Here is a 14,192-nt window from a genome sequence, read left to right as displayed (position 1 = left end):
TGGGCTGAGCTGTGCCTCACGCAGCCACCGGGGCCGCCGGGTACGCCGGGCGCAGCATGGTCGCCGTGCGGGGCACGTGCGGGACGATCGACTTCTCGACGGTGATCGCGTGCCAGAGGCAGAACATGGCCACCGTCCAGACCTTGCGGGAGTTGTCGGCCTCGCCGGCGCGGTGCTCGGCGAGCAGGCGCTGAGCGTACGCGAGGTCGAGCAGGTGCCCCGCCTGGGAGCCGTCGAACAGCGAGCCGATCCAGTCGCCGATCTGGCCCTTGAGCCACACCCGGGTCGGGGTGGGGAAGCCCAGCTTGCGGCGGTCGCGCACCGACTCGGGGACGATGCCGCGCATCGCCTCGCGGAACGCCATCTTCGTGCCCTGGCCGCCGTGGGGGAGTTTCAGCTCGGTGGGCAGGCCCGCGGCGGCGGCGTAGACGGCCTGGTCGAGGAACGGCACGCGCAGTTCGAGGGAGTGGGCCATCGACATCCGGTCCGCCTTCGCGAGGATGTCGCCGGGCAGCCAGGTGTGCAGGTCGACGTACTGCATCGAGGCGACGTCGTCGACGTCGGCTGTTTCCGCGTACAGATGAGAAGTGATCGCTGTGTGGGGTTCGGCCGTGAACCGCATGAGGTTGGCCTTCTCCTCCGGGGAGAAGATGCGCGCGTTGCCCCAGTAGCGTTCCTCGATCGGGGTGGTGCCGCGCTCCAGGAAGCTGCGCCCCTTCATCCCCTCGGGCATCACGTGGGACAGGTTGCGCAGGCCGCGCTTCATCCCGGCGGGCAGCTTGCCGATGCCCGCCAGCGACATCGGCTCGCGGTAGATCGTGTAGCCGCCGAACAGCTCGTCGGAGCCCTCGCCGGACAGGACCACGGTGACGTACTGCGACGCCGTGCGGGCCAGGAAGTACAGCGGCACCAGCGACGGGTCGGCCACCGGGTCGTCGAGCAGCTGCACGATGCGGGGCAGCTCGCGGATGACGTCGTCCTCGGTGATGATCGTCGGGGTCAGCCGTACGCCCAGCTGGTTCGCGGTGTCCTGCGCGATCTCGATCTCGGAGTACGCCGCGTCGTCGAACCCGGCGGTGAACGCGTGCAGGTCCGGCTTGACCTCCTTCGCCAGCGCCACGATCGCGGACGAATCGACGCCGCTGGACAGGAACGTGCCGACCGGCACCTCGGCGTGCATGTGCTTGCGGACGCTGTCGCGCAGGGCATCCTGGATCGCCTGGTACGCGGCCTCGGGCTTGACGTTCAGCGGCCGCAGCGACGGGCGGAAGTACCGCTCCTGGCGCATACCGCCCCCGGGGGTCCAGGTCAGCTTGTGCCCCGGGGCGAGCCGGCGTACCTGCCGGTGCAGGGTCAGCGGCTCCGGCACGTACTGGAACGTCAGGTAGTGCGCCAGCGCGTCGGTGTCGAGCGCCGCCCCCGAGTTGCCGCTGAACTCCAGCAGCGCCTTGCGCTCGCTGGCCATGAACAGCCCGTCGGAGGTCTCCAGCACGTACAGCGGCTTGATCCCGAACGGGTCGCGGGCCGCGTGCGTGGTGCCGGTCCAGTGGTCGTACGCGACGAACGCGAACATGCCCCGCAGCCGGGGCAGCGCCGCGGCACCCCAGTAGTGGAACGCCGCCGCCAGCACCTCGCTGTCACCGTGCGTGGCGAACGTGGCCTGGTGCTCGCGGACCAGGTCGGCGCGCAGCTCCCGGTAGTTGTAGATCTCGCCGTTGAACACCACGGTCCAGCGCCCGGCCTGCGGCCCGTCGCACGGGTAGTGCACCGGCTGCGCCGCTTCCTCGCGGTCGATGATGGCGAGGCGCTTGAACCCGAAGGCCAGCCCGTCACCGAACTCGACCTTCGTGTCGTCGGGCCCGCGGTGGTGCATCGTCTCCAGCGCGTTCTGGAACGCCGCCGCCGTGCCCGGGTCGGGGACTCCGGCTCGGGGGCGGCTGCTGATGAATACGGCAAGACCACACATCGCGTACTCCTGTCGTCGCGGCGGTTACGTGGCCGGAACACTAGGAATCGGGCTGTGAGGAACTTGTGAGGAAGCTTTGCGGATCCGCGATCCGGTGGAAAGTCGAATGGATCTTCACGAGAACCGCACATTGTTGCCGAGGTGGACGACAATCGTCAGCCGTGACAGCTCGCATTCTCGTGGCGGACGACGACCCGAAGCACTCCCAGCTCATCCGCCTCTACCTCGAACGGGACGGCCATCAGGTCCTCACCGTCGGTGACGGCCGGGCGGCGCTGGAGCAGGCCCGCGCCCGCCGCCCCGACCTGGTCGTGCTCGACGTGATGATGCCGCTGGTCGACGGGCTCGACGTGTGCCGCATCCTGCGCGCCGAGTCGAACGTCGCGATCCTGCTGGTCACCGCCCGCTCGTCGGAGAACGACATGCTCCTGGGCCTCGACATCGGCGCCGACGACTACCTCACCAAACCGGTCAGCCCGCGCGAGCTCACCGCCCGCATCCGGGCGTTGCTGCGCCGCACCGGCGCCACCGACGGGCCGTCGTCGGTCCTGACAGTCGGCGGCCTCGAGGTCGACGCGGGGCGTTTTGAGGTACGCGTGAACGGCGAACCCGTCATCCTCACCGCCAAGGAGTTCGGCATCGTCGAGCTGCTCGCCCGCGAACCGGGCCGCGTCTTCACCCGCGGGCAGATCATCGACAAGACGTTCGGCTTCGAACAGGAGGTCTCGGAACGTACGGTCGACGCGCACGTCGTCAACCTGCGCCGCAAGATCGAGGCGAACCCGGCCGAGCCGCGTTACGTGCAGACCGTCTACGGCCGCGGTTACCGCATGGCGGAGCAGTGAGTTTCCGGCTGCGCATCTTCATGCTGGTCATCGGTGTCGCCGTCACCGCCATCGGCGCCACCGCGTGGCTGACGCTCAGCCTGGCCTCCCGTCAGTACGAGAATTCCCAGCGCGACGCCAACCGGCACCGCACCGAGATCATCGACGCGGTGCAGAAGTTCGGCCTGCTCCACGGCGCCTGGCCCGGCCTCGACGTCGTCGTCGCCGACCTGTCGCAGCGCACCGGCCTGCACATCCAGCTCCGCACCGAGACCGGCGACATCGTCGTCGACTCCGACACCATCGAGAGCCGCGTATCGGGCGTCGTCCAGGCCGCCGCCGTCGGCGTGGACCCGCGCCCCGTGCTCCCGAAACCCGGCAAGATCGACGCGGGCATCGAGAAGAAGTTCACGACGGTCATGCCCACCGACCTGTTCGGCCCGGACCCCACCGACCCGGTCAACGGCTCGCCCGCGGCGATGATGGTCCGCAAGGTCGCCCAGTACCGCGCCGCCCTGGTCATGGTCCGCTGCGTCGCCGCCGACGACCCCTCCCAGGACGCGGCTCTGCCCCTGGCCGAGACGCCCTACATCACCCCCGCCGAGCTCGCCGGATACCCGGCGTGCCGCAAGCAGGCCGAGGCCAAGGTCCTGAACGACTCCTACTGGCTCCTCGACATCTGGGACCAGTACCACAACTGCACCCGCGACGGAGAGGTCCAGCCCGAACGCCGCCCCGGCTGCCTCTACTCCACCTTCACGTACGGCGTCACCACGTCCTCCGCCGTACCGCTGCAGCTCTACCTGGGCGCCAAACCCGGCACCGACATCACCCAGCTCGGCCGCCCCGCAGCCCTCGGCCTCTTCGGCCTGGTCGTCGTCGCCCTCGTCGGCACCGCCCTGATCGCCCGCCGCGTCAGCCGCCCGGTCGCCCGCATCACCGAAGCCTCCCGCCAGCTCGCCGACGGCCGCCTCGACGTCCGCGTCCCCGCCCGCGGCACCAGCGAACTCGCCCGCCTCTCAGCCTCCTTCAACGCCATGGCCGAAGCCGTCCAACGCAGCGAGGAACGCCAGCGCCGCCTCGTAGCCGACGTCGCCCACGAACTACGCACCCCCCTGTCCAACCTCCGCGGCTACCTCGAAGGCCTCCAGGACGGCGTCGTCGAACCGAGCAAGGAACTCTTCGCCTCCCTCCACGAGGAAACGCTGCTCCAACGCCGCATCCTCGACGACCTCCAGGTCCTCGCCCTGGCCGAAGCCGGCGACCTGAAATACACCAAATCCCCGGTCGACCTCGCCGACCTGGCCGCCGGCGGCGTCACCGCCCACCGAGCAGTAGCCGCCGAAGCCGGAGTCGCCTTCACCGTCGACACCCCCGCCCCCGTCATCGTCGAAGCCGACGCCGACCGCCTCCGCCAGGTCTTAGGAAACCTCCTCACCAACGCCATCCGCTACACCGACCGCGAAGGCCACGTCCTGGTCCGCGTCCGGGCCCACGACACAGAAGCAATCCTCACCGTCCAGGACACCGGCGTAGGCATGACCGCCTCCGACCTCACCCGAGTCTTCGACCGCTTCTGGCGAGCCGACCCCGCCCGCCAACGAGCCACCGGCGGCACCGGCCTGGGCCTCACCATCGCCCACCGCATCGTCACCGACCACGGCGGCCGCATAGAAGTAACCAGCAAACCCCACCTAGGCACGACCTTCACCGTCCACCTACCGCTGTCGCCCCCATAACCCGACCCCCGCAACCGATAAAGGCGCCCAGCCGCGACCAATTGCGCGCGAACCCCTTAACTGGCGGACCCCGTCCACGCTTTTTATCGAACGTCCACGATTGTTTGCAGCCCCCCCGCCAGGATCTTTCTCAGGCCGCATAAGAATGTGTGCCAAATACCATTCCGTGCCGCCCTTCTCGGGCTCTCCAAATTCCGCGCGTGTCTGTGTGAATTAATGGCATCCGCCCTTCCCGTGCCCGGTGCCCCGTGCCCCGTTCAGGGCGCGACTTCTGCGCCTATCTGAATCCGGTCGCATTTCTACGAGTCGATTAGCCTGATCCCCGCATCCGTGTCGCAGCTCTTGCCGGGCCGTCGATCCGCACTGAACGTGTCGCACCCGATCAGCCCTGGTCGGCGCCCACGCAGGCACCCACGCCCACGCAGGCGCCCATGCAGGGTGCCCACGCCCACGCAGGTGCCGACGCGGACATCGGCTCTTCGGGCGGAGGCCGCGCCGCGTTCGAGCTCGCCGCAGGAGCAGCCGTAGGTGACAACGTCCCCGCCGAGGCTCTGCTCAGGGGCGACCCCTGCGGGCTTCGACCTGGTCTGTCGGCCCTCGGTCGCTGTGGCTGCTGCTGCCTTTGCGCTGTGGGCGTGAGTGCACGCTTCGGCGTTGGCTGCCGTCGGGCCTGCGGATCGGGCTGCTTCGGCGGTGATGCCACCGGGATCACGTCGGCTCGCCTGGTTGGGCGCGGCTGTTGAGCCGGCGCCGGTCCGATTTTCTCGAGGCTGGCCGGACAAGAACTCTGCGTTGACGCTGGTCCGGATAGCGCGGGGTCAGCCGCACGAGTGCGCCGCGCTGCGGCCGGCGCGGCTTTTGCCACGCGAGTCTGCGGCGCTGAGGTTGGTCCAGATGCTGTGGCGTTGGCGGCAGGAGTCCGCCGCGCTGGTCCGGGTGACGTCGAGTCGCCCGCGCGAGCCTGTGGCGTTGAAACCGGTCCGGGTGCGGTGGCCTTGACTGCAGGAGTCTGCTGAGTAGGCGCCGGTCCGGTTGCTGTGGGGTTGGTGGCAGGGGTCGGCGCCGCTGGTGCGGGTGACGTCGAGTCGCCCGCGCGAGTCTGTGGCGTTGAAGCTGGTCCGGGTTTCGTGGTGTTGCCCGCGCGAGCCTGTGGCGTTGAAACCGGTTCGGGTGCGGTGGCCTTGACTGCAGGAGTCTGCTGAGTAGGCGCCGGTCCGGGTGCTGTGGCGTTGGTGGCAGGAGTCCGCTGTGGTGCCGCCGGTCCGGGTGCTGCCGCGCCAGCCTGTGGCGTTGACGCTGGTCCGGGCGGCGTGGCGTTGGGCGCCGGAGCCTGTGGCGTTGACGCTGGTCGGGGCGGCGTGGAGTTGGCCGCGTGAGTCTGCCGCGCTGAGGTTGGTCCGGGCGGCGTGGAGTTGGGCGCCGGAGTCTGTCGGGCTGAGGTTGGTCCGGGTGTTTCGACTGTGGTGAGGTGGGGCCGCTGGGCGGAGGCTGGTCCCGTGGGTGAGCGGTGTGGCGACGGCGTTGGATGCCGGGGTGGTGCGGGGTGTGGGGCTTGTGGCGGGCGGGGGACTCTGGCGATGTCGTCCCAGGGGATTCCGCTTCTGTGGAGGTACGGGTTTCCCTCGGCGGCGCGTTGCTGGCGGAGGCGTTCGGTGTGCAGGCGATACTTGCCCCACGCGCGACGGTGCTCGTGCTCGCGGCGGAACTCGTCCCGGGCGGCGGAATAGTTGCGCGACCGCGTCCTGTCGCGCATTGCCGCCACCTGCGCCGCATCGAATATCTGCAACTGCCCCATGCGCCAATAATCCTCCCCCGTCCATGATCGATCCACTCCGGAGCCGCTTTGATCATGCCAAATTAATAAGTCATATGAAGACGTGATCTGAGCAACAAAGGCGGCAGGAAATGAACGGGTCGGGTTGAGGAGCGGGTAAGTTCAGCAGTGAATTATGTAAGCACCGCGAAATGCGCATTGGGTAACGGCGCAGTGACATTGCGGGAGGCTCTTTGGCGGCAATCAATGCTTCGGCGCGCTGACGTTGCTGCGCACGCCGGGGGAGATCTACCGCGGCTGATGGGTGCGCCGTGAGGCCCAAACCCGAGATGGAGCCACTCGATGTGGCCCCAATGCTCCTGATGGGTGCGTCATGACCCCCGCCATGCCGTGCCCTGTGGGCAAAAGCCGGGCATCCAACAAGCCGGCGGGTTACTCGCCCAAGTCGCGCAGGCCCTGCTCCCAGCGCTGTTGCCGCTGCTCAGGGTCCTGTTCCCACCACGGGGTGCCGCGTTCGCCGAGCGCGACCTTTGCGGCCTGCACCCGTGCGCGCGCAGACGCAGGATCCTGGCCCGCGCGCAACGCAGCGCCGACATCGCGCCGGGCCGCCATCAGGGCGCGGCGCAGCGTGGTGCTGATGTCTTCCGGGATGGTGGGGTCGGTTGCGCGCCAGCGGCGGCCGTTGATGACGACGAAGTGGCCGTCCTCGGTCATCTCCGGGGGCTCTTTGCTTGCCATTGAGCTCACTCTCGCACGATGGCGTTTCCGCCATACCCTGGGCACGGGGGAAACCACGTCGACGGCGTGAGCGCTGGTCGCGTACGGTCCGGGCCGTGTTTCGAAGATCATGGGCCGATCTCGTCGTGGCGGTGGTCTGGCTGCTGCTGTTGTGGCCGGTCACGGCGATGGTCTCGCTCGTCGTGCGCGACCCGCTCCTCGGCTCCCTCTCGCTCGCCGCCGGCGTGGCGGTGGTGGCCCTCGGTGCGCTCGGCAAATCCCTGGTGGACCGGATCGTGGAGCGGCGTACCTTCCCGTGGGGGCTGATGGGTGCCGTTGCCAGGCACCCCAGCCTCGACGGCTACCGGGAGTTGCTCGCCGCGATGGTGGTCACCCGGGACCGCACCACCCTTGCCCAGCTCGGCTGGCATCCCGCTCTGGCCCACGACCTGATCCGCCACGCCCGCCTCGGCCGGCTGAGACCCGAGATCAAACCCTTCACCACTCGGGTACGCCGCCGGCGCGACCCCCTCGCCTGGGCGCTCGCCAGCCTCGACACCGACGGGTACGTCCGGGAGGCCGCCGTCACCGCGATGGCAGCCCGCCCCCGCCCCGAATTCGTGCCGTTCCTGGTCGAACGGTCCCTCGACTGGGTGCCACCCGTCCGCGAATGTGCCTTCACGGCGCTGTGCGCCCTGCTCGCTGCGCAGCCATCGGTGTACGGGCCGCTGGTGCGCCTGGAACTGCCGCGGATCGAGCGGCGCAAGGGTGCCGGGCGGATCGTTTCTGTCGTACCCGGGGGCTAGGTTCTCGTCGTGAGTTCGAACATCGACGACTTCTATCGTGACGTTGCCACCATCGCCCTGGCCGTGGGGGAGAAGCACCGCTTCGTGCTGGGCGGCGGCGTCGCCTGGCTGGTGAACGGGCTCGTCCGGCGTCCGACCGAGGACATCGACCTGTTCACCGACACGGCCGGCGCGGTCGAGGCCGCCGCGGCCGATGTGACCGGGGCCCTCACCGCGGCCGGTTACCAGGTGTTCCGCGAGGTGGCCGACGAGTTGTTCGAGGGCATGGACGAGGACCTGCGCGAATACCACGTCGCCGACGGCACCAGAGCCCTGCGCCTGACCCTGACCCGCCTCGACCGCCGCCGCGCGCCCGTCGTGATGGAGGTCGGCCCGGTCATGCACCTCGACGACCTGGTCGCCTCCAAAGTCGCGGCCCTGGTCAACCGCCGCGAGGTCCGCGACTACATCGACGTCGCCGCCGCACTCGAGCGCTACTCACTGGACCGGGTCCTGGAGCTGGCCCACGCCCTCGACGACACCCTCGACCCCGAGGACATCGCCGACGCCGGCCGCTACCTCGACCGCCTCGACAACGCCCGCTTCGCCGTCTACGGCCTCTCCGAATCCGACGTCACCCACCTGCGTGAACGCCTCGCCACCTGGCCCCGCACGATGTAGCCCCACATGCCGCCGGAACCCCGCACCCGATCCCTCACGGAGCGCCCCGGAGACGAGACGGTTTCTGATCGCCACCCACGAGCCGCAAAACAGCAGTCAGATCCCGGCCCCGGCGCCCCCACCGTCACTGGAAACGAACGCCCAGTTGAGCCGGCCGTCCTCGATGACGGCGTGCTTGCCCCTGATCTCCGTGCCGGTGACCAGGGCGTGGGCGACTTCGGCGAGCATGGTGGTCACGCTGGGCCAGATCGGTGCGTCGAACCCGATGTCTTCCTTGTACTGGCTGCATACACAGCCGGACCGCGCGCCGGTGCGGAGGTCAAGGAACAGGGAGCTGCCGCCGTAGTTGTGACCGATGGGGAGACACTGCGGCAGCCAATCGTCGGCGCCGGAGCCGGCCGGGTCAGCGCTCCACTGCGACAACTCCGGTTCCTGCGGGATGTAGGTGAGCATCAGCCGGTATTGCCGCAGGGCATACCCGGTGGATGCCGGTGTCCAGGTGCCAGGGATGAGGCTGACAAAATTGTCACCGGTCCCGTCGGAATGTCGCCACCAGGCCACCTGGTCGGCCGGCAGGGGTTGGCCGACAGCCTCCTCGAGGCCGCGGATGTCGTCCTCCGCGGAGGGCCCTGGAAGTTGGCGAGTTCGTCCGGGGAGTGTTGCTCGAACCAGTGCAGGATCATCTGCCATGAGCGTTCCACCGGCCATGGGTGCGTCATGCTGCCAGCGTTGTCGAAGCACGGAGCCTTCGGCGCCGCGTTGACGATATTGCCGGCGCCGAACCTGCGCGGCGGTGCTGGGACAAGGCTGTTGTCAGGGGGATGCTGAGGTTATGAGCAGTGTCTACGAGGCCGCTGGTGGCGGCGAGGGCATGGTGCGGTTGGCGCGGGCGTGGCATGAGCGGGTGATGGCTGATGAGGTGGTCAGTCATGCGTTCATGCACGGCTTTCGGGAGGATCATGCTGAGCGGTTGGCGGCGTACTGGGCGGAGGCGCTCGGGGGACCCCCCGGGTACACCGCTACGTACGGCGACGAGAGCCAGGTCGTCCGGTTGCACAGTGGCAACGGGTTGCATGACGAGATGAACGTGCGAGCTGTTGCCTGTTTCGATGCGGCGCTCGATGACGTCGGTCTCGAAGATCCCGTGAAGGGGGTGCTGCATGACTACTTCGCGTGGGCGACGACGAACAGCATGTACCAGTTCCACGAGGATGCCGGGGATGTGCCGGAAGGCCTGGTCATGACGCGGTGGTCGTGGGAGGGGCGGGTGGGGTGAGACCCCCGATTTTGTTGCTGGTGGGGTGGTCCCGTAAAGTTCTCTTCAGCAGCAGGCGGACGTAGCGCAGCTGGTAGCGCATCACCTTGCCAAGGTGAGGGTCGCGAGTTCGAATCTCGTCGTCCGCTCCATGCAATCCCCCGAGGCGAAAGCCTCGGGGGATTTTTTGTGCCCAAAGCCGTGACGCACAGCAACCAATCGGCAACCAAGACAGTCCCGGACAGCAACCCGATGGGCCGAAATTAGGTGTCAGCGAGGCCAGTCAGCACCAGAAAGGCTCCCCAGATGCGCTCCAGAATCGGTTCCACCATCGCCGTCTTCGCCGCCGTGATCGGCCTCGCGGGCAGCGTCGCCGGCCCGATCTACGCGGCCTTCGCCGCCTAGGTCACCAACAACTCCACAAGCAGGGTCCCTCCCATGCCCGGACGCGCTCCCGCGTCCGGGCACGGTGCTGCCTGGAGTAAACCGAGGGCGGCACGGGTCCTGCCCGGGGTAAACCGCGGGGAACAACGCCGGGCCATAGACTTGACCCATCATGAATCTCACCGAACGCCTGCCCGGCACCCCCGAACCCGACGCCGTCTTCGACGCCTTCCAGACCTGGGTCGCCGAGCAGGGCCTGACGCTGTACCCGCATCAGGAGGAGGCGCTCATCGAGATCGCCACCGGGGCGAACGTCATCCTGAGCACCCCGACGGGCTCCGGGAAGAGCCTGGTGGCGACCGGGGCGCACTTCGCGGCGCTGGCGGACAAGCGGACGACCTTCTACACGGCGCCCATCAAGGCGCTCGTGTCGGAGAAGTTCTTCGCCCTCTGCGCGATTTTCGGTGCGCACAACGTGGGCATGCTGACCGGCGACGCGAACGTGAACGGTGACGCGCCGATCATCTGCTGCACCGCGGAGATCCTGGCGAACCTGGCGCTGCGTGAGGGTGCGGACGCGGATGTCGGCCAGGTCGTGATGGACGAGTTCCACTTCTACAGCGAGCCGGACCGCGGCTGGGCGTGGCAGGTGCCGCTGATCGAGTTGCCGCAGGCCCAGTTCATCCTGATGTCGGCGACCCTCGGCGACACCACCCGTTTCGTGGACGACCTCCAGCGCCGCACGGGCCGCCCCACTGCGGTGGTCACGAACGCTGAGCGGCCGGTCCCGCTGCTCTTCTCGTACGCGAAGACGCCGCTGCACGAGACGATCGAGGAGCTCCTGACCACCCATCAGGCGCCCGTCTACATCGTCCATTTCACGCAGGCGTCGGCGCTGGAGCGCGCGCAGGCCCTGATGAGCATCAACATGGCGACCCGCGCCGAGAAGGACGCGATCGCGGCGGCCCTGGGCAACTTCCGGTTCACGGCGGGCTTCGGCAAGACCCTGTCCCGGCTGATCCGGCACGGCATCGGCGTACACCACGCCGGCATGCTGCCCAAATATCGGCGCCTGGTGGAGACGCTGGCGCAGGCCGGGCTGCTGAAGGTCATCTGTGGCACGGACACGCTCGGCGTCGGCATCAACGTCCCGATCCGCACGGTGCTGTTCACGGGCCTGTCCAAGTACGACGGGGTGCGCACCCGGCTGCTGAAGGCCCGCGAGTTCCACCAGATCGCGGGGCGGGCGGGCCGCGCCGGCTACGACACGCTGGGCACGGTGATCGTGCAGGCGCCCGAGCACGTGATCGACAACGAGAAAGCCCTCGCCAAGGCCGGTGACGATCCCAAGAAGCGCCGCAAGGTGGTACGCAAGAAGCCGCCGGAGGGCTCCATCGGCTGGGGTGAGCCCACGTTCGAGCGTCTCGTCTCCGCCGAGCCGGAGCAGCTGACGTCGTCGTTCCAGGTGTCGCACGCGATGCTGCTCAACGTCATCGCCCGCGGCGGGAACCCGTTCGAGTCGATGCGTCACCTGCTCACCGACAACCACGAGGAGCCGGCAGCCCAGCGCAAGCACATCCGCCGGGCCCTGGCGATCGCCCGCGCGCTGCTCGCCGGCGGTGTCATCGAGAAGGCCGACGGCACGTACAAGCTCGTCAAGGATCTGCAGCTCGACTTCGCGCTCAACCAGGCGCTGTCACCGTTCGCGCTGGCGAGCCTGGAGCTGCTCGGCAAGGAGTCCCCGGACTACCCGCTCGACGTCGTGTCGATCATCGAGGCCACCCTCGAGGACCCGCGGCAGGTGCTCTCGGCCCAGCAGTTCAAGGCCAAGGGCGAGGCCGTCAACGCGATGAAGTCCGAGGGCATCGAGTACGACCAGCGCATGGAACTGCTCGAACAGGTCACGTACCCGAAGCCGCTCGTGGAGTTGCTCGACGCCGCATACGAGACGTACCGCCGCGGTCACCCGTGGGTCGCCGACTACGAGCTGAAACCCAAGTCGGTGGTCCGCGACATGTACGAACGCGCGATGACGTTCACCGAGTACGTCTCCTTCTACGGGCTGTCCCGCTCCGAGGGCCTGGTCCTGCGCTACCTCGCCGACGCGTTCCGGGCGCTGCGCCAGACCGTCCCCGAGGACGCGCGGACCGAGGAGCTGACGGACCTGATCGAGTGGCTGGGCGAGCTGGTCCGCCAGGTCGACTCGAGCCTGCTCGACGAGTGGGAGCGGCTGCGGAACCCGGGTGCGGAGGTCGTCGAGATCTCGCCGCTCGACGACCGTCCGCCTGCGGTCACGCGCAACCTGCGGGCGTTCCGCGTACTCGTCAGAAATGCCCTGTTCCGTCGGGTGGAGCTTTTCGCCCTGCGCCGCCCGGACGAGCTGGCCGACCTCGACGCCGCGGAGTCCGGCTGGACCTCGGAGCGCTGGATCGAAGCCCTCGAGGACTACTACGCCGAGTATCCGGTTGTCGGAACGGGCCCGGCAGCACGTGGCCCCGCGTTCCTGCACATCGAGCAGGGCCCCCGCCAGTGGAAGGTCCGCCAGGTCTTCGAGGACCCGGAAGGCGACCACGACTGGGGCATCGAAGCCGAGGTCGACCTCGAGGCCAGCGACGAGGCCGGCGCCGCCGTGATCCGCATCGTCGCCGTCGGCCCCCACTAAGCGAGGTCTGCCACGGTCATCGTCGATGGCCGTCCACGGGTCGGTCTCGAGGGCGTCCGCTTCGATGTCGGGCGCTGGGTCGCCGAGGGCGCGGCGGGCGCCTCGCGGGACGCCGCGTGGGGTCGCCGTGTCCAGGGCGTTGGCTTGGCGCCCCAGGCTGCCGATGCGCTTCAGGCGGTCGGTCAGCGCCCGCACGGTGGCGTGGGTCTGATCGAGGCGGTGCTCCAGAACGTCGACCACGGCGAGCTGGCCGAGGGCCTGGGCGACCAGTGTCTCGTTACCTGTCGACAGAGCGGCACCAAGAGATTCCTCGTGGTCGGCGCGGGCATGGACGAGGTCTCCCTGCATGGCTCGGCGAAGTCCGCGATGCGAGGTCGCATAGCCGAGCAGCCAGGTATTCTATATGTCGGCGGCCCGCATCGATCGCCTGCTCGAAGCCAGCGTCAACGCCGTCGGACCCGCCCAGTCCCATCGTGAGCGTGCCACGGCCGGCCGGGCCGCGCCGAGGAGCAGGGACGTGGCCGATTCGCCCGCGGACCGGCCCGGTTGACGAGGTCGCCAATCGCGTCCTGCAGCGTCGTCATGTCGGCGACCGCAGCGCCCCCGCCCCACGTGGGTGGAGGCGTCTTTCGCACCTGACCAGTGTTTATCTTGATCGATTTCACGGGTTGCTGGGACGCTGTCTTGGCCGAGGGACAGTGGTGCCCGGCGCTCAGTCGGCGCTCTGCCCGTGATGGGAGTCGTCCGTCGTGCCGATACGCCATCGGCGGTTGGCTACGACTGGCATGCAGTTATACGGTGCTGCTCGGTGACATCCGCAGCGCGTCTAACCACGACGGAGAGCTTGCGCGCCAATTCGGGCGGTAGGTGCGGCTCTGCCTGCGCAGCGAATGCCAGAAAGTACGGCACCCGATCGAGAAACGGCCGACGCCGCGCCCAGTGTTCTGCCCGATTGTTAGACAGATTGTCGCGGGTGGTAATGGACTCGATGCTGACAAGCTTGTCGGCGGCGCTCGCAATGATGGTGGCCGTTGGCGTCAGCAGGACTGCTGGTCCGCGAACTTGGCAAGGACCTCGACACGGCAAAGTGCGAGCACAGGCATTCGGCGACTACGCCAAGTCACCCAAGCGGGATCAGCGGTGCCCGGATCTGCCGATGACAACAAGACGGCCAACGAACTCATGGCGCGGTGAGCACGACGATCGCCTCCCGAGATCTATCGCCACCACTTTATAGCTATCCGAATACTCGCTATCTGCCATTCGAATTTGTGTGATCCCCCTCAACCCGACAATGGCACGCCCGTCCTTCCGATTATGGAAATCCCTGAGAATAATCAAGGAATGAAATACGCTCAGCTGGAGATTTTTACGACCGTTGAACTGGCCTGGATGCGTGACCCGA

General features: G+C 68.3%; 10 protein-coding genes and 1 tRNA gene. 7 read left to right on the top strand and 4 right to left on the bottom strand.

The features are described 5' to 3' along the window. Positions 1-16 precede the first annotated feature (16 nt). Entirely contained in the window at positions 17-1,966 is a 1,950-nt protein-coding gene (asnB, locus tag Ahu01nite_RS06300) for an asparagine synthase (glutamine-hydrolyzing) (RefSeq protein WP_203835451.1), read from the bottom strand. 161 nt (positions 1,967-2,127) lie between these two features. On the opposite strand from asnB, the gene Ahu01nite_RS06295 reads away from it, so the two are divergent. Together Ahu01nite_RS06295 and Ahu01nite_RS06290 are read left to right on the top strand one after the other, a co-directional pair. Beyond that, positions 2,128-2,811, top strand: a complete 684-nt coding sequence (locus Ahu01nite_RS06295; protein ID WP_275411711.1) for a response regulator transcription factor — start codon at positions 2,128-2,130, stop codon at positions 2,809-2,811. Continuing rightward, entirely contained in the window at positions 2,808-4,529 is a 1,722-nt protein-coding gene (locus tag Ahu01nite_RS06290) for a sensor histidine kinase (protein WP_203835450.1), read from the top strand. Before Ahu01nite_RS06295 ends, Ahu01nite_RS06290 begins: the two co-directional genes overlap by 4 nt. A 2,206-nt stretch (positions 4,530-6,735) precedes the next feature. Here Ahu01nite_RS06290 and Ahu01nite_RS06285 read toward each other — a convergent pair. Then, the gene (locus Ahu01nite_RS06285; RefSeq protein ID WP_203835449.1) at positions 6,736-7,041 is read right to left on the bottom strand and encodes a hypothetical protein; all 306 of its coding nucleotides are present in this window, start codon (positions 7,039-7,041) and stop codon (positions 6,736-6,738) included. A gap of 95 nt (positions 7,042-7,136) precedes the next feature. On the opposite strand from Ahu01nite_RS06285, the gene Ahu01nite_RS06280 reads away from it, so the two are divergent. Together Ahu01nite_RS06280 and Ahu01nite_RS06275 are read left to right on the top strand one after the other, a co-directional pair. After that, complete coding sequence (locus Ahu01nite_RS06280; protein ID WP_203835448.1) at positions 7,137-7,826, top strand: hypothetical protein; 690 nt, start codon at positions 7,137-7,139, stop codon at positions 7,824-7,826. Between the two features lie 9 nt (positions 7,827-7,835). Further along, a complete protein-coding gene (locus tag Ahu01nite_RS06275) occupies positions 7,836-8,486 on the top strand; it encodes a nucleotidyl transferase AbiEii/AbiGii toxin family protein (RefSeq protein ID WP_203835447.1) in 651 nt (216 codons plus the stop codon). 96 nt (positions 8,487-8,582) lie between these two features. Here Ahu01nite_RS06275 and Ahu01nite_RS06270 read toward each other — a convergent pair whose 3' ends face one another. Next, positions 8,583-9,176, bottom strand: a complete 594-nt coding sequence (locus tag Ahu01nite_RS06270; RefSeq protein WP_203835446.1) for an SMI1/KNR4 family protein — start codon at positions 9,174-9,176, stop codon at positions 8,583-8,585. A gap of 142 nt (positions 9,177-9,318) precedes the next feature. Between Ahu01nite_RS06270 and Ahu01nite_RS06265 the strand changes: the two genes are divergently transcribed. From Ahu01nite_RS06265 to Ahu01nite_RS06255, 3 genes are all read left to right on the top strand, one after another. Further along, complete coding sequence (locus Ahu01nite_RS06265; protein WP_203835445.1) at positions 9,319-9,762, top strand: group II truncated hemoglobin; 444 nt, start codon at positions 9,319-9,321, stop codon at positions 9,760-9,762. Positions 9,763-9,817: 55 nt separating this feature from the next. Further along, positions 9,818-9,893, top strand: a tRNA-Gly gene (locus tag Ahu01nite_RS06260). Positions 9,894-10,297: 404 nt separating this feature from the next. Beyond that, entirely contained in the window at positions 10,298-12,787 is a 2,490-nt protein-coding gene (locus tag Ahu01nite_RS06255; protein ID WP_203835444.1) for a DEAD/DEAH box helicase, read from the top strand. A 1,134-nt stretch (positions 12,788-13,921) separates the two neighbouring features. On the opposite strand, the gene Ahu01nite_RS06250 is transcribed toward Ahu01nite_RS06255, so the two are convergent. After that, positions 13,922-14,192 (bottom strand): hypothetical protein (locus tag Ahu01nite_RS06250; RefSeq protein WP_203835443.1); only part of this gene is annotated, 271 nt, incomplete at its 5' end.

This window comes from Winogradskya humida, from assembly GCF_016862215.1.
In the GTDB taxonomy this organism is placed as follows: Bacteria; Actinomycetota; Actinomycetes; order Mycobacteriales; family Micromonosporaceae; genus Actinoplanes; species Actinoplanes humidus.
Note: the sequence above shows the minus strand (reverse complement) of the source record. Positions and strands in the feature narration are given on the sequence as shown.